Origin of the sequence: Demequina ureilytica, from assembly GCF_048553575.1 — a bacterium.
Lineage (GTDB): Bacteria > Actinomycetota > Actinomycetes > Actinomycetales > Demequinaceae > Demequina.
In genome coordinates this window covers 40,915-56,037 of the sequence record NZ_JBLZIE010000001.1, presented here as the reverse complement: position 1 = coordinate 56,037, position 15,123 = coordinate 40,915, and the positions used below count along the sequence as shown (strand labels likewise).

Here is a 15,123-nt window from a genome sequence, read left to right as displayed (position 1 = left end):
ACGGCAACCAGGGGAGACTATGACCGCGCTCGTGATCGGGCTGGGCAACCCCGGCGAAGAGTACGCGGGCACGCGACACAACGTCGGCCAGATGGTCGTCGACGAACTCGCGCGCCGCGCCTCGACCACGCTGTCGGTCCACAAGAAGACCCGCACCCACTCGGCGACGGCTCGGCTGGCGGGGGACATGGTGGTGCTCGGCGTCCCCATGTCGTACATGAACGTGAGCGGCGGCCCCGTGTCCTCGCTCGCGAAGTACCACTCGGTCGAACCCACGTCCGTCATCGTTATCCATGACGATCTCGACATCCCCTACGGCTCGGTCCGCCTCAAGCGCGGGGGCGGCGCCGGCGGCCACAACGGCCTCAAGGACGTCGCCAAGGCGCTCGGCACCCCGGACTATCTGCGGGTGCGGGTGGGCGTGGATCGCCCGCCGGGACGCATGGACCCCGCCGCCTATGTGCTGAAGCCCTTCTCGGCCAGCGAGCGCAAAGAGCTCCCGCTGGTCATCAGCGATGCGGCCGATGCGGTCGAGGCGGTCCTGTCCGATGGCTTGGAGGCCGCGCAGCAGCGCTTTCACACCAAGCGCTGACCCTCCGGTCGCGCGAACTGGGCGCGTCGGTCAGCGAGCAGCTGGGTGGACCTCCCAGTCGCTGACGGTGAGCCGACGGCCCGTCGGTGCTCCGTCGGCAGCCGCGGCGGCCCGCGCGCGCAGCTCGTCGACAGTGTCGGACCCGGCCCGCAGATAGCAGCCCGAGAGACTGTCCAGCTGCCCGTCGGCGATCGCGGTGACCAGCTCGACCACGGCCTCGGGCGGAGTCCAGTCAGTACGGTCCGCGTGGGCGGCCATGTCCTCCGTCATGTCGGTCGCCACCACACCGGGCGCGACCTCGAAGGCACGCAGCCCACGCGAGTAGCCGGCCTCGTGCAGCCCGCCGCCGACGCGGAACAGGGCTGTCTTGGCGGCGTTGTAGCCGAACGTGACGCCCATGTCCCGGGTGCCTGAACCGGAGCTGAGGTCCACCACCCGGCCCCCGCCGCGCGAGAGCATGCCCGGGACAGCGGCCCGGGCGAGCAGGAACGCGCCGTAGACGTTGACCTCCAGCACCCGCCGGACCTCGTCCCTATCGGCCTCCCACAGCGGCACCTCGGCGTCGTTCAGGCCCGCGTTGTTGACGAGCAAGTCGATCGCGCCGAGTGCGTTCTCGGCGGCGGACACCGCCCTGTCGACAGCGTGCCTGTCGGTGACGTCCGCGGTCAGGGCGACGGCCTTGCCTCCACGCGAGGAGATCTCGCGGGCGACGTCGCCCAGGCGGTCGGCGTCCCTGGCGAGGAGGGCGACCTCCAGCCCGGCATCGGCCAGGCCGACGGCGAGATGTCGCCCGATTCCCCGTGAGGCGCCCGTGACGAGGGCGGTGCGGGCTGGACCGAGGTGTGCTTTGACGGTACCCATCCCACGATGGTAGGCCCGGCAGCGACGCACTCGCCGGCCGGTGCTAGTTTCGAAGTATGGCGCTCCGCTTTGGCGAGTGCGTGCTCGACAGGGGCCTCATGGAATTGCGCCGCGCCGGTCGAGCCGTGCCGATCGAGCCGCGGGCGATGCAGGTGCTCCTGCACCTCGTCGACGCCCGCGATCGGGTGGTGCCCAAGGAGGAGCTGCTGGACGCAGTCTGGGGTAGTCGCTTTGTCACCGAATCGGCTCTCAGCAGTCAGATCCGCGCGATACGTCGGGCGACCGGTGACTCCGGTGATGCCCAGCGGGTGATTCGCACCGTCCATGGACGCGGCTATCGGTTCGTCGCAGCGGTACGCGAGCAGCAGTCCGAGGACACGCCACGCGCGAGGCCGGCCGAGACCGTCGTCGACACGGACCGCGACCGCCCCGTGATCGCCGTCCTGCCCTTCGCCGACGTGTCGTCCACCGCGGAGCACGCCCATGTGGCCCGCGGCTTCACTCAGGACGTCATCGCCACGTTGTCCAAGCATCGGTGGCTGCGAGTGCTGACCGGGGCGGCGACGGCGGGCATGTCCGGCGCCCCGGACGCCATGGCCCGCATGAGGGACGAGCTCGGTGCCCGCTACGCCGTCGAAGGGAGCGTTCGCCTGGACGGTGATCGCCTGCGCGTGTCGGCGAGCCTCACCGACACCACCGCGCGGATCTGTCTGTGGGCGGACACGTTCGACCGCACCTTCGGAGATCTCTTCAGCGTGCTCGACGAGGTGACCGACATCGTAGTGGCCACGGTCGAACCCCAGGTGGGATTGGCCGAGCGTCACCGCAGCAGCAGCCGACCGCGCACCGACCTTCGCACGTGGGATCTGTTCCACCAGGGGACGTACCAGTTCTTCCAGTTCACACGGGAAGGCAACCGCGAGGCTCAGACACTCTTGAACCGTTGCCGCGACATCGAGCCCGAGTTCGCCGACGCGCACGCGTGGTGGGCCTACTCCGTGGTGCTGGGGATGGTCTATTGGGACACCGATCCCACCGTGGATCTCCTGGATGCCGCCCGTGACGCAACCATGACCGCGCTGCGCGCCGACGATCAGAACGCGGTCTTCCACGCCCTGCACGGCCGAGTCCAGCTCGCGCGCCGCGACTACGCATCCGCCCTAGCGGCCAACCAACGGGCGGTCAGTCTGAACCCGGCCTACGCGACGGCGTACTGCGGTGTGGGCGACTCTCTGTGCTACGAGGGCAACTATGCCGATGCGGTCACGCAGTTCGAGCATGCGGTCGCGCTCGGCTCGCACGATCCGCAACTATGGGCCTTCCTCACGTATGGCGCGCTGCCCCTGCTCTTCGCCGGCCGCTACGACAAGGCCATCGACTGGACGGTGCGCGCCGCCGCGATTCCCAACTGCCAGTACTGGACTACCGCGCATCGGGTGGTCGCTCTCGCCCAGTCCGGCCAGGCTCACCGGGCGAGTGCGGAGGTGCCGGCGCTGCTGGAGCAGTGCCCGGAGTTCTCGATCGACTACGCGGAGCACAAGCTGTTCTATCTCAAGCGCCAGGACCAGCGCGCGCTCTATCTCCAGGGCCTCCGCTCGGCGGGAGTGCCGCAGGGGCGGTAGGTCAGGCCGGGTCGGTTCACTGCTGCGGCTTCACAGCAAGCACGGACACGGACTTGACTCCATAGGTCCGGGAGGCGCCCCTGGCCTGATCGGAGAGGAAACCGTAGTCGTTGACCCGTGTGTGCTGCACTTCCAGCCCGGATCGTTCGATCATCCTCAGGTAGTCGTCCTGCTGAGCTGCTCCACCGACGCACGAGGCCCACAGGTCGGCGTTGCGCACGATGGTGTCGGTCAAAGGCTGTTCCGTGACGATGTCCGCGATCGCGAGCCTGCCGCCCGGCCGCAGCAGCCGGGCGGCCTCGGCAATGACCGCCTGCTTGTCCACGATCAGGTTGATGACGCCATTGGAGATCACGCAGTCAGCCGTGTTGTCACCGAAAGGGGCGCGTTCGATCCGTCCCGCGGTGAAGTCCAGTTGTGTGGCGCCGACCTCCGTTGCCAGCCGGCTCGCCTTGGCGAGCTGGGCATCGGTGTACTCCAGCCCACGCACTCGACCGGTCGGGCCGACGAGGTGGGCCGCCGCGAAACTGTCGGTGCCCGATCCGCTGCCGAAGTCCACGACCCGTTCGCCGCCGCGCAGGTCCGCGAGGTCGAGGAACCAGCCGACGCCGGCGAACGACGCCAACGCCTCCTGCGGGATCGCGTCGAGCAGGTCCTCCGGGTAGCCGAGCCGTTCAGCCACCGCGCGACCGGTCTCGAAGTGAAAGGTGCCGTCCGGATGCTCCGCGACGTCGGTGTACATCCGCTGCACCTTGCCGTCGAGCTCGCGGACATCGATGGGTGTGTCGTTCAAAGTGCTCATGATCGCCTCTCTTTGTGTCTTCTCCGACGCCCAGGCGGCGGTGGCGAAGCCTCCCCCGCCTGGACGTCGGCATGGCCTCAGGTGCGGGTGACGCTGACCTCGACCGGGTGACGCAGCATGTCCAGGACCGGGGAGGTGCGCTGCACGTGTGCGCAGAGCTCGTCGAGGACGTCGTCCGGCGCGTCGCTGTCGATGCGATACGTCACCTCGATGTGCTGATACCCGGGCCGGATGTCCGGCGACAGCCCGAGGAATCCATGCAGGTCGAGCCGTCCCTCGAGGTCGAACTCCAGCGAACGGACGTCGATGCCCTGGGCGGCCGCGTTGTACGTCACGCCTACGGCGAGACACGAGGCCAGCGCGTGCAGGACTGCCTCGACAGCGTTCGGAGCCTGGTTGCTGCCCAGCAGCACTGGTGGTTCATCGCCGTGGAGGACGAAGGGCTCCGCACGCGAGGTGTCCTCGGCGCCCGCGCCCCAGAAGCCGTGCATCTCTGTGCGGGAACGGCCGCCACCGAGCCACACATTGTGGGCGCGGAAGCGGAAGTTCGCCAAGTCGGGGTCGGTCCCAATCGCGTCGACGGTGTGGGTCAGCTGGCTGACGTCCACCCCGTTGCGCGTCTCGACGTTCTCGGTCGTGGTCATGATGCTCCTCCTTGTCTCGTTCTTGGCTCGGCACTTGCCGTGCACTTTCGAGCATGCGTGCTGTGCGGGCGGTAGCTCTTGGAGGAAGGGTGGAGAAAGTCTCGGGGAAACGTGGAGACAGGCTGTGCCGCTGGGTCGCTAGGCGGCGTCGAGGCAGACGTCCCTGAGCTGTGAATGGACAGACCCCCGGGCACCGTCACTACTATCGATAGTGCCGGTGGCAGGCCCGCCATCATGCCCGCGCCCGACCACGACTGTGGACCGCATGAGGGAGAACTCGTGACCACGATGAATAACGCCTGGGCCATCCCGCACAGGGACGACCGCCGCTTCTCGGCGGCGCTGTTCGACCTGGACGGGGTGTTGACCCCCACTGCCGAGGTCCACATGAAGGCGTGGAACCGAATGTTCACCGACTACTTCGCTAAGCACGGGATCACCCCGCAGTACACGGACGAGGACTACTTCGCGTACGTCGACGGCAAGCCCCGCTACGACGGGGTGCGTGCGTGCCTCGCATCCCGCGGGGTGGTGCTGCCCGAGGGCAGTCCCGACGACCCGGCCGGCACCGAGACCGTTTGCGGAGTCGGCAACACCAAGAACGACGCGTTCGAGGCGATTCTGCACGAGGAAGGCGTGGAGGCGTATCCCGGCTCAATCGCGCTGATCGACCACCTCGAGAAGCTCGGCGTCGCCATGGCCGTGGTGTCCAGTTCACGCAACGCTCCCGCGGTGTTGGAGGCCGCGGGTCTCGCGCACCGCTTCGAGGTCGTGGTGGACGGCAACGTCGTCGCCGCCGAGGGCATCGACGGCAAGCCGGCGCCCGACATGTTCTCCCTCGCCGCGCAGCGGCTCGGCGTGGCCGACCAGGACTCCGTGGTGGTCGAGGACGCGCTCTCGGGCGTTCAGGCCGGTGCCGCGGGCGACTTCGGGCTCGTGGTGGGAGTGGATCGAGGGGCGGGCGTCGATGCGCTCGTCGACAACGGTGCCGAGATGGTCGTGACGGGCCTTGAGGAGTTGATCGGACAGTGAAGGCCGCCCAGCGCAAGGTCGGAGACACCGGCGCGCCCGACTACATGGACCGCCTGCGATTCCCCGTGGACCCGTGGCGCCTGGTGGAGACGGAGTTCTCCCGCAAGGACATTGGGGTGACCGAGACGCTGTTCGCCGTGGGCAACGGCTACCTGGGGCTGCGCGGGAACGTCGAGGACGGCCACGATGCTCACGCGCACGGGACGTTCATCAACGGCTTCCACGAGACCTGGAAGATCCTGCATGCCGAGGAGGCCTACGGCTTCGCGCGCACCGGGCAGACCATCGTCAACGTGCCCGACCCCAAGATCATCCGCCTCTACGTGAACGACGAGCCGCTGCTGCTGTCCGTCGCGGACCTGGTCAGCTACTCCCGGGTGCTCGACATGCGGGACGGGGTGCTCTCCCGCGATCTGCTGTGGCGCACGCCATCCGGCAATCGCGTGCGGGTGCGGTCCAAGCGCATGGTGTCGTTCGCGCAGCGCCACCTCGCGCTGATGACCTTCGAGGTCACCTTGCTCGACGAGGAGGCGCCCATCGCCATCTCCTCGCAGCTGCTCAACCGGCAGGCGGGTCTGGACGAGTACCGCGCCAACCCGTCACCCGACGTCATCGCCGATCCGCGCAAGGCCGAGAAGCTCGAGGCGCGGGTGCTCGAGCCGCGCCTGCAGCATGCCGAGGGCGACCGAGTGGTGCTCGGCTACCAGGCGGCGAGCTCCGGCATGACGCTGGCAGCCGCGATGGAGCATTGGGTCGACTTCGAGGACGACTATGACCGCGTCACCGAGGTCGAGCAGGACTACGCGAAGCACGTGTTTCGGGCGCGGGCCAAGCCGGGCCAGACCTTCTCCCTGACCAAGGTGGTGAGCTATCACACGTCGCGCGTGGTGCCGGCGCGCGAGCTCGCCGACCGCTGCAACCGCACGTTGGACCGTGTCCGGTCAGAAGGCATCGGGACCCAGTTCGAGGATCAGCGCGAGTGGCTCACGGACTTCTGGAAGCGCTCCGATGTCGAGATCGAGGGCAACGACGGCATTCAGCAGGCGGTGCGTTGGAACCTGTTCCAGTTGGCCCAGGCCGCGGCGCGTGGAGACGGGCACGGCATCGCCGCCAAGGGGGTCACGGGCTCCGGCTATGGCGGGCACTACTTCTGGGACTCCGAGATCTATGTGCTGCCGTTCTTCACGTACACGTCCCCTGTGATCGCGCGCAACGCGCTGAGGTATCGATACCGGATGCTCGGAGCCGCCGAGCGCCGCGCGGGTGAGCTTGCGCAGAACGGCGCGCTGTTCCCATGGCGCACGATCAACGGCGAGGAGGCCTCGGCGTACTACGCGGCCGGCACGGCGCAGTATCACATCGACGCCGACATCGCCTATGCGATCGACAAGTACGTGCGCGCGACCGGGGACGACGACTTCCTGGCGCGGGAGGGCATCGACATCCTGGTGCAGACGGCTCGCATGTGGGCTGATCTGGGCTTCTGGCGGCGCGTGGCTGGCGACGGCGAGTCGTTCCGGATTCACGGCGTGACGGGGCCCGACGAGTACACCACCGTGGTGAACGACAACCTCTACACGAACGTCATGGCGCGGTTCAATCTCCGCTGCGCAGCCGGGAGCGTGCGCAAGCTGCAGGACCGGTGGCCCGAGCAATACTCGCGCCTGGTCTCGCGCCTCGGGGTGACCGAGCACGAGGTCCAGGAATGGGAGCGTGCCGCGGACGGCATGGCGATCCTGTGGGACGAGCAGTTGGGGATCCATCCTCAGGACGCGCTGTTCAACGAACGCGAGGTGTGGGACCTGGCGAACACTCCGGCGGACAAGCGGCCGCTGCTGCTGCACTTCCACCCGTTGGTGATCTATCGCTTCCAGGTGCTCAAGCAGGCCGACGTGGTGCTCGCCCTGTTCCTGCAGGGAGACGACTTCACGGCCGAGCAGAAGAAGGCCGACTTCGACTACTACGACCCGATCACCACCGGCGACTCGACCTTGTCGGGGGTGGTCCAGTCCATCATCGCCGCCGAGGTCGGGTACGAGGATCTGGCGCTACGCTACTTCTGGGACAGCCTCTATGTCGACCTCGGTGATCTGCACTCGAACGCCTCCGAAGGCGCGCACGTGGCATCGGCTGGCGGCGTGTGGTCGGCGCTCGTCTACGGGTTCGGCGGGTTCCGCGACCAGAGCGACGTCCTCAAGTTCGACCCGCGGCTTCCCGACGGCTGGGACTGCCTGACGTTCCGCCTGACCCAGCACGGCACGCGCGTACGCGTCAGCATCGCGCCCGAGGACGTGACCTTCACCATCGAGGAGGGCCCCGGGCTGTCGGTGGAGGTGCGCGGCGAGCGGTTCTCCCTGACCCAGCTGCAGCCGCTCACGGTGCCGCTCGACGGGCAGGGTCCGCGCCTCCCGGGTGCACCCGACGCGACGGCATTCCACGGCACCGTGCGCGCAGACGGCACCGTGATCCGCCCCTCGCTGCCCGCGAACGTGAACGACGACGTGCCGCCCACGCACGAGATCAACCTCGACGAGATCGCGGAGCGCATCCAGGACTAGGGCGGCCGATGCGGTCGCTGGCACCGCCATGCGCTCGGCTGTGTGCGTAGTGCGCGGCGCTAGGCTGGGGCGTGACCGCAGCGCACGGTGCGGGCCAACGACAGCGAAGGGCGGCCTCGCAGGTGAGCACTCTCGAGCAGCAGTTCCGGCACATGGCCACCGGAGCCATGTACGACGACGTCACGCCCGAGCTGGTCGAGGCCCGCACGCGAGCGGTGCTCGCCACCAACGAGTACAACGCCTCCTACGGGCGGCCCCAGGCGGAGCGCGAGGCGCTGCTGAGGCCGCTGCTCGGCTCCGTGGGGGAAGGCGCGAACTTCGAGCCGACCTTCCGGTGCGAGTTCGGCGTCAACATCCGTCTGGGGGAACGGTTCTTCGGCAACTTCGACTGCGTGATGCTGGACTGCGCGCCCATCACCATCGGTGACGACGTGCTGTTCGGACCGAAGGTGGGGCTGTACACCGCCAATCACGCCTTCGACGCGGGCGAGCGGGCGGCGGGGGCGTGCTGGGCCGAGCCCATCACCATCGGCAACTCGGTGTGGATCGGCGGCGGAGTGACCGTCGTAGGCGGAGTGACCATCGGCGACGGGGCGATCGTGGCGGCGGGTGCAGTGGTCACCAAGGACGTCCCCCCGTACACCGTGGTGGCAGGGGTGCCGGCGCGCGTGATCCGTGAGATCACCGAGGACGACCGTACGGGCTACGTGAAGGCGCACTGACCGCGTCATCCCACCGCCTGTCGGAAGGTTCTGTAGACGGTTCGCATCTGTGAGGCGTCCCGTAGGAACGTAGGATGGCCCAGCCGGAGATTCCGGTCGCTTCGCATGCCCTGGAGGCTCCCGTGACTCGCCCACTGACCCGTCTGCTGAGCGACCTCGACCTGCCCGTGATCGAGGCCGGTCACCTGGTCGCGCCCACAGCGGCGGCGCCGGCACTGGTGGCGCGCGCGGTGGCCGATGCGGATGCTCCGGTCGTGGTCGTCACCGCCACCTCGGGAGATGCGGACACGTTCGCGGCCGCTCTCGGCTCCTTCCTCGACCCCGCCACCGTGACCACTCTCCCTGCGTGGGAGACGCTCCCGCACGAACGCCTGAGCCCGCGCTCCGACACCGTGGCGCGCCGGCTCGCGACGCTGCGGCGCCTGGTCCACCCCGAGATCGTTCAGCGCGAGGCCGGGCTGCCTCCTGCCGCCGTCGTGGTTGCCCCGCTGCGCGCGCTGCTCCAACCCGTGATTCCTGACCTCGCTGACCTGACGCCGGTGTCCCTGCGCGTGGGAGACGATATCGACCTCACCGCGCTGACCGACGCGCTCGCGGGCGCCGCCTACACACGCGTCGACATGGTCGAGCGCCGCGGCGAGTTCGCCGTGCGCGGCGGCATCGTCGACGTGTTCGCCCCGACCGACCCGCACCCGGTGCGCATCGAGTTCTTCGGCGACGAGGTGGACTCCATGCGGTCGTTCTCCGTCGCGGACCAGCGTTCCCTTGCCGACGTCGGAGGGCTGTGGGCGCCCCCGTGCCGTGAGCTGCTGCTCACCGACGACGTGCGCCGCCGTGCCGCGTCCCTGGTCGACGAGATCCCCGCCGCCGCCGAGATGCTGGGGCGCATCGCATCGGGCGTGGCCGTCGAGGGCATGGAGAGCCTGATCCCCGTGCTGGTCGACAGGCTGGTCCCCATCACCGAGTCCTTCCCGCGTGCAACCCGCGTGGTCGCCGTAGAGCCCGAGCGGCTCGCCCGCCGCGCCGAGGACCTGACCCGCACCGCCGACGAGTTCCGTGCCGCCGCATGGGTGAGCGCGACCGCCGGCGCCGAGGCGCCGATCGAGCCCGCGGCCGCCACGTTCCTGTCGCTCGACGAGATTCGCGACGCCTCCGAGGCCAGGGGCTTGAACTGGGCGACCATCGGACCCTTCGGCGCGGCCGATGCGGTCGTCGCCTCGGTGACGGACGTCGAGGACTACCGGGGTCGGCTCGAGAGGGCGCTGGTCTCCGTGCGTTCGCGTGTGGCTGAGGGCTGGCAGGTAGTGATCACGGCCGCGGGCACCGGTTCCGCGCATCGGCTCTCCGAGCAGTGCGCCGAGCTGGACATCGCCGCGCGCGTGATGGACGAGTACGAGCCCGCCCCGGACGTCGTGGCGATCGTGCCCCACATCACGGGCACGGGCTTCCAGTCCGCCGGGTCGAAGATGCTCGTGCTGAACGAGTCGGACCTCACGGGCCGCTCGGCGGCTGCGGCCGGCCCCAAGGTCAAGGTCCCGAGCCGGCGGCGCAACGTTGTCGACCCCCTCCAGTTGCGCACGGGCGACTTCGTGGTGCACGAGAGCCACGGCGTGGGCCGGTTCGTCGAGCTCACCAAGCGCACGGTGCGTGGCGTCGAGCGCGAGTACCTGGTGATCGAGTACGCGCCGTCCAAGCGCGGCGGCGCGGCCGACCGGCTGTCGGTGCCCACGGACCAGTTGGACCTCGTCACCAAGTACGTCGGGGGAGAGGCGCCCTCGGTCAACAAGATGGGCGGCTCCGACTGGGCGAAGACCAAGGGCCGTGCGCGCAAGGCCGTCAAGGAGATCGCCGGCGAGCTGATCCGGCTGTACTCGGCGCGCATGGCGTCGCAGGGCCGCCAGTTCGGCCCCGACACCCCGTGGCAGCGCGAGCTCGAGGAGGCCTTCGCGTACGTCGAGACCCCCGATCAGCTCAGCAGCATCGACGAGGTCAAGGCGGACATGGAGAAGTCCGTGCCCATGGACCGGCTGGTGTGCGGCGACGTCGGCTTCGGCAAGACCGAGATTGCGCTGCGCGCGGCCTTCAAGGCGATCCAGGACGGCGCCCAGGTGGCGGTGCTGTGCCCCACGACGCTGCTGGTCAAGCAGCACGTCGACACGTTCACCGAGAGGTTCGCGCAGTTCCCGGTGAAGGTCGCGTCGCTGTCACGATTCCAGACCGACAAGGAGGCCAAGGAGGTCATCCAGGGCCTCTCGGACGGCACCGTCGATCTGGTGATCGGGACCCACCGCCTCATCACCGGCCAGGTTCGCTTCAAGGACCTCGGGCTCATCATCATCGACGAGGAGCAGCGGTTCGGGGTCGAGCACAAGGAGACGCTCAAGGCGATGCGCACCGACGTGGACGTGCTGTCGATGTCGGCGACCCCCATCCCGCGGACGCTCGAGATGGCGGTGACCGGGATCAGGGAGATGTCGACGCTCGCGACCCCTCCCGAGGAGCGCCACCCGATCCTCACCTACGTCGGGCCGTACGAGAACCCGCAGGTCGCGGCCGCGATCCGGCGCGAGCTCATGCGGGACGGTCAGGCATTCTTCATCCACAACTCGGTCAAGACCATCACCTCCGCGGCGCGCAGGCTCTCCGAGCTGGTGCCGGAGGCCCGCATCGCGGTCGCGCACGGCCAGATGAGCGAGAAGCAGCTCGAGCAGGTGATCGTCGACTACTACGACCGCAAGTACGACGTCCTGGTGTGCACGACGATCGTGGAGACCGGCCTCGACATCCCGAACGCCAACACCCTGATCGTCGAGCGGGCGGACACGTTCGGGCTGTCACAGCTGCACCAGCTGCGCGGCCGCGTGGGCCGAGCCCGCGAGCGCGCCTACGCGTACTTCCTGTACCCGATGGATCGCACGCTGACCGAGACCGCCCACGACCGCCTGCAGACCATCGCGGCCAACACGGACCTGGGCTCGGGCATGGCCGTCGCGATGAAGGACCTCGAGATCCGTGGCGCCGGCAACCTGCTGGGCGGCGAGCAGTCCGGCCACATCGAGGGCGTGGGCTTCGATCTGTACATCCGCCTGGTGGGGGAGGCGGTCGCGGACTTCCGCGGCGAGGGCGAGCCCGAGCGCGCGCCGATGACGCTGGACCTGCCCATCGACGCGCACCTGCCCACCGAGTACATCGAGCACGAGCGGCTGCGCCTGGAGGCGTACCGCAAGATCGCCGATGCGGCCGACGAGTCCGCGCTCGCGGCCATCGAGGAGGAGCTGCGCGACCGCTACGGCAACCTGCCGGAGCCCGTCGAGAACCTGTTCGCCGTCGCGCGGCTGCGCATCGAGGTGCGTGAGGCCGGCATCACGGACGTGGTCGCGCAGGGCAAGTACATCCGGTTCAGCCCGGTGGAGCTGCCGGACTCTGCGGCCATGCGCATCGCCCGCATCTACCCGGGAACGCTCATCAAGCCGACGGTCCGCCAGGTGCTGGTGCCCGCGCCGCTCACGTCCCGCCTGGGCGGGACGCCCATCGAAGGGCCCGCGGTGCTCGACTGGGTCCGCGAGGTGATTCGGGTGACCAGCCCTGCGCCCGTAGGATGAGCCCCATGAAGATGAGCGTTCGTCATCGTGCCCTCAGCGGCCTCCTCGCAGGGGCCGCGCTGCTGCTCGCTGGGTGCGCGGTACCCGGCCAGCCTGCTGCGCCTGGAGCCGCCGCCGTGGTGGAGGGCGAGACCCTCTCGAACGAGCGGGTGTCGACCCTGCAGGCCGCCTGGGAGGACGAGGCTGCCGCGCCGGCCGGACGTCGCAACGTCATCACGCTGGAGATGATGCGTGAGCCGCTGCTCGCCGCGACCGACGAGATCGGCTTTGACTACCACCGGACTCAGGCGGAACAGCAGGCGCAGCTCGTGCTCACCACGCAGGGCATTCAGTCCGAACCCAGCGATGCGCTGGTCGATGCGATCGAGAGCGCGTTCCTCATGGCGGCCTTCACCCTGCTGCCGGAGGACATGAGTGCGCTGCAGGCGGTCGCGGAGCAGGTCGAGGCGGACGCCGTCACGAACTCCCGCTCCGGAGACTTCAGCGCCGAGGCGTTCATGCAGTCGGCGCAGCAGGCCGTGGAGATCGCGACGGCGGAGGCGAACGGCGGCTCTCCCGTGTGGATCACGAGCTACAACGTCGTCAACGGCCTCACCGCAACCGACTCGCCCTGGCTCGCCACCGAGTGATGGACAACACTGAGTGACGGCTAGCACCGAAGGCGAGGGGCTCGCCCGGCTCGTCGCGGTGATGGACCGCCTGCGCTCACCCGGCGGGTGCCCGTGGGACGCCGAGCAGACCCACGTATCGCTCGCGCCGTACGCGCTCGAGGAGGTGCACGAGCTGCTCGAGGCGATCGAGACCGGCAGCCGCGCGGACCTTCGCGAGGAGCTCGGCGACGTGCTGCTGCAGGTCGTGTTCCACGCGCGGGTTGCGAGCGAGCACCCCGAGGATCCCTTCGGCATCGATGACGTGGCCGCAGCCGTCGCGGAAAAGCTCACCGAGCGTCACCCCCACGTCTTCGCTGACGCCGATGCGACCACGGCCGAGCAGGTCAGCGCCAGCTGGGAGCGCATCAAGAAGGAGACCAAGGGCCGCGAGTCAGTCATGGACGGCATCCCCGCCGCGCAGCCGGCCCTCGCGCGCGCCCAGAAGGTCATCTCCCGCGCGTCCCGCGCAAAGCTGGACGTCCGGGACCCGGCCGGCGTTGGCATCGGCCCCCAGCTGCTTGCGCTCGTGGCGCGCGCGCAGGCCGAGGGCGTCGACGCCGAGGCTGCGCTGCGCCAGGCGACCCGGGATTACGAAGCGGCCGCGCGTGAGGCCGAGACCGCATCGGCCGTCGCCACCGAACATTCATCCGACTAGGACCAACGTCGGTGCGCAAGCCAAATCGCGCGCCGATAGACTCCAAAGAGAAACCCCCAGCAAACTGAAGGAGCATCATGGCCAGCATTGAGGCTATTGGCGCCCGCGAGATTCTTGACTCGCGCGGCAACCCCACCGTGGAGGTCGAGGTCGCGCTCGAGGACGGCACGTTCTCGCGCGCCGCGGTTCCCTCCGGCGCCTCCACCGGCGCATTCGAGGCAGTCGAGCGCCGCGACGGCGACAAGAACCGCTACCTGGGCAAGGGCGTCGAGCAGGCCGTGGACGCGGTCATCGACGAGATCGCCCCCGAGATCGTCGGCCTGGACGCCACCGAGCAGCGCATCGTGGACCAGACCATGCTCGAGCTGGACGGCACCGACAACAAGGGCAAGCTCGGCGCGAACGCGATCCTGGGCGTCTCGCTCGCCGTCGCCAAGGCTGCGGCAGACAGCGCCGACCTCGCACTGTTCCGCTACATCGGCGGCCCCAACGCGCACCTGCTGCCCGTCCCCATGATGAACATCCTGAACGGCGGCTCGCACGCCGATTCGAACGTCGACATCCAGGAGTTCATGATCGCTCCCGTCGGTGCCTCGACCTTCCGTGAGGCCTACCGCTACGGCGCCGAGGTCTACCACGCCCTCAAGTCGGTCCTCAAGGAGCGCGGCCTGGCCACGGGCCTGGGAGACGAGGGCGGCTTCGCGCCGAACCTCGCGTCGAACCGCGAGGCGCTCGACCTGATCCTGGTCGCGATCGAGAAGGCCGGCCTCAAGCCGGGCGACGACGTCGCGCTTGCGCTCGACGTTGCGGCCACCGAGTTCTACGAGGACGGTCACTACAACTGGGAGGGCGGCGAGAAGTCGCCCGAGGAGATGGCTGACTTCTACGAGCAGCTCGTCGCCGACTACCCACTGGTGTCGATCGAGGACCCGCTGGACGAGGACGACTGGTCGGGCTGGGCCGGCCTCACCGCCCGCATCGGCGACAAGGTCCAGATCGTGGGAGACGACCTGTTCGTCACCAACCCCACGCGCCTCAAGCGCGGCATCGACGAGAACTCCGCGAACGCGCTGCTCGTCAAGCTGAACCAGATCGGCACCCTGACCGAGACCATCGACGCCGTGTCCATGGCCACGCGTGCGGGCTTCACCTCGATGGTGTCGCACCGTTCGGGCGAGACCGAGGACGTGTCGATCGCGGACCTCTCCGTCGCGCTCAACACCGGCCAGATCAAGACCGGCGCGCCCGCCCGCGGCGAGCGCATCGCGAAGTACAACCAGCTGCTGCGCATCGAAGAGGAGCTGGACGACGCCGCCGCGTACGCCGGCACGTCGGCGTTCCCGCGCCGCTACTCGGCGTAACGCTTCACGGCTGACGAGGCCG

At 69.1% G+C, this 15,123-nt stretch carries 12 protein-coding genes; 9 read left to right on the top strand and 3 right to left on the bottom strand.

Features of this window, described 5'->3' with window-relative positions; all coding sequences use genetic code 11:
* Positions 1–19: 19 nt before the first annotated feature.
* On the top strand, positions 20–592 hold the full coding sequence (pth, locus tag ACNI3K_RS00230; RefSeq protein ID WP_419389856.1) for an aminoacyl-tRNA hydrolase: 573 nt from the start codon (positions 20–22) through the stop codon (positions 590–592).
* Between the two features lie 30 nt (positions 593–622).
* On the opposite strand, the gene ACNI3K_RS00225 is transcribed toward pth, so the two are convergent.
* On the bottom strand, positions 623–1,453 hold the full coding sequence (locus tag ACNI3K_RS00225) for an SDR family oxidoreductase (protein ID WP_419389855.1): 831 nt from the start codon (positions 1,451–1,453) through the stop codon (positions 623–625).
* 56 nt (positions 1,454–1,509) lie between these two features.
* Between ACNI3K_RS00225 and ACNI3K_RS00220 the strand changes: the two genes are divergently transcribed.
* Complete coding sequence (locus tag ACNI3K_RS00220; protein ID WP_419389854.1) at positions 1,510–3,075, top strand: winged helix-turn-helix domain-containing tetratricopeptide repeat protein; 1,566 nt, start codon at positions 1,510–1,512, stop codon at positions 3,073–3,075.
* Between the two features lie 16 nt (positions 3,076–3,091).
* Here the strand turns inward: ACNI3K_RS00220 and ACNI3K_RS00215 are convergent, their stop codons facing one another.
* Together ACNI3K_RS00215 and ACNI3K_RS00210 are read right to left on the bottom strand one after the other, a co-directional pair.
* A complete protein-coding gene (locus ACNI3K_RS00215) occupies positions 3,092–3,877 on the bottom strand; it encodes a methyltransferase domain-containing protein (protein WP_419389853.1) in 786 nt (261 codons plus the stop codon).
* Positions 3,878–3,954: 77 nt separating this feature from the next.
* Positions 3,955–4,521 (bottom strand): OsmC family protein, encoded by a 567-nt coding sequence (locus tag ACNI3K_RS00210; protein WP_419389852.1) that lies wholly within the window; start codon positions 4,519–4,521, stop codon positions 3,955–3,957.
* Between the two features lie 288 nt (positions 4,522–4,809).
* Here ACNI3K_RS00210 and ACNI3K_RS00205 point away from each other — a divergent pair, with 288 nt between their 5' ends.
* From ACNI3K_RS00205 to eno, 7 genes are all read left to right on the top strand, one after another.
* On the top strand, positions 4,810–5,553 hold the full coding sequence (locus ACNI3K_RS00205) for an HAD family hydrolase (RefSeq protein ID WP_419391077.1): 744 nt from the start codon (positions 4,810–4,812) through the stop codon (positions 5,551–5,553).
* A gap of 44 nt (positions 5,554–5,597) precedes the next feature.
* The gene (locus tag ACNI3K_RS00200) at positions 5,598–8,111 is read left to right on the top strand and encodes a glycoside hydrolase family 65 protein (RefSeq protein WP_419391076.1); all 2,514 of its coding nucleotides are present in this window, start codon (positions 5,598–5,600) and stop codon (positions 8,109–8,111) included.
* 71 nt (positions 8,112–8,182) lie between these two features.
* A complete protein-coding gene (locus ACNI3K_RS00195) occupies positions 8,183–8,833 on the top strand; it encodes a sugar O-acetyltransferase (protein ID WP_419389851.1) in 651 nt (216 codons plus the stop codon).
* A 74-nt stretch (positions 8,834–8,907) separates the two neighbouring features.
* Positions 8,908–12,435: a transcription-repair coupling factor gene (gene mfd / locus ACNI3K_RS00190; RefSeq protein WP_419389850.1), complete on the top strand. Its 3,528-nt coding sequence runs from the start codon at positions 8,908–8,910 to the stop codon at positions 12,433–12,435.
* Positions 12,436–12,440: 5 nt separating this feature from the next.
* Complete coding sequence (locus ACNI3K_RS00185; RefSeq protein WP_419389849.1) at positions 12,441–13,064, top strand: hypothetical protein; 624 nt, start codon at positions 12,441–12,443, stop codon at positions 13,062–13,064.
* 13 nt (positions 13,065–13,077) lie between these two features.
* Positions 13,078–13,740, top strand: coding sequence for a nucleoside triphosphate pyrophosphohydrolase (locus ACNI3K_RS00180; protein WP_419389848.1), 663 nt, complete (start codon positions 13,078–13,080; stop codon positions 13,738–13,740).
* A gap of 77 nt (positions 13,741–13,817) precedes the next feature.
* Positions 13,818–15,101 carry a phosphopyruvate hydratase gene (gene eno, locus ACNI3K_RS00175; RefSeq protein ID WP_419389847.1) on the top strand — a complete coding sequence of 428 codons (1,284 nt, stop codon included), beginning with the start codon at positions 13,818–13,820 and terminating at the stop codon, positions 15,099–15,101.
* Positions 15,102–15,123 lie beyond the last annotated feature (22 nt).

Excerpts from the sequence above, each read along its gene's own strand:
- eno (WP_419389847.1), top strand. The coding sequence starts at position 13,818 with ATGGCCAGCATTGAGGCTATTGGCGCCCGCGAGATTCTTGACTCGCGC.
- ACNI3K_RS00205 (WP_419391077.1), top strand. The coding sequence starts at position 4,810 with ATGAATAACGCCTGGGCCATCCCGCACAGGGACGACCGCCGCTTCTCG.
- pth (WP_419389856.1), top strand. The coding sequence starts at position 20 with ATGACCGCGCTCGTGATCGGGCTGGGCAACCCCGGCGAAGAGTACGCG.
- ACNI3K_RS00200 (WP_419391076.1), top strand. The coding sequence starts at position 5,598 with ATGGACCGCCTGCGATTCCCCGTGGACCCGTGGCGCCTGGTGGAGACG.
- ACNI3K_RS00225 (WP_419389855.1), bottom strand. The coding sequence starts at position 1,453 with ATGGGTACCGTCAAAGCACACCTCGGTCCAGCCCGCACCGCCCTCGTC.
- ACNI3K_RS00185 (WP_419389849.1), top strand. The coding sequence starts at position 12,441 with ATGAAGATGAGCGTTCGTCATCGTGCCCTCAGCGGCCTCCTCGCAGGG.
- ACNI3K_RS00220 (WP_419389854.1), top strand. The coding sequence starts at position 1,510 with ATGGCGCTCCGCTTTGGCGAGTGCGTGCTCGACAGGGGCCTCATGGAA.
- mfd (WP_419389850.1), top strand. The coding sequence starts at position 8,908 with ATGGCCCAGCCGGAGATTCCGGTCGCTTCGCATGCCCTGGAGGCTCCC.
- ACNI3K_RS00215 (WP_419389853.1), bottom strand. The coding sequence starts at position 3,877 with ATGAGCACTTTGAACGACACACCCATCGATGTCCGCGAGCTCGACGGC.
- ACNI3K_RS00210 (WP_419389852.1), bottom strand. The coding sequence starts at position 4,521 with ATGACCACGACCGAGAACGTCGAGACGCGCAACGGGGTGGACGTCAGC.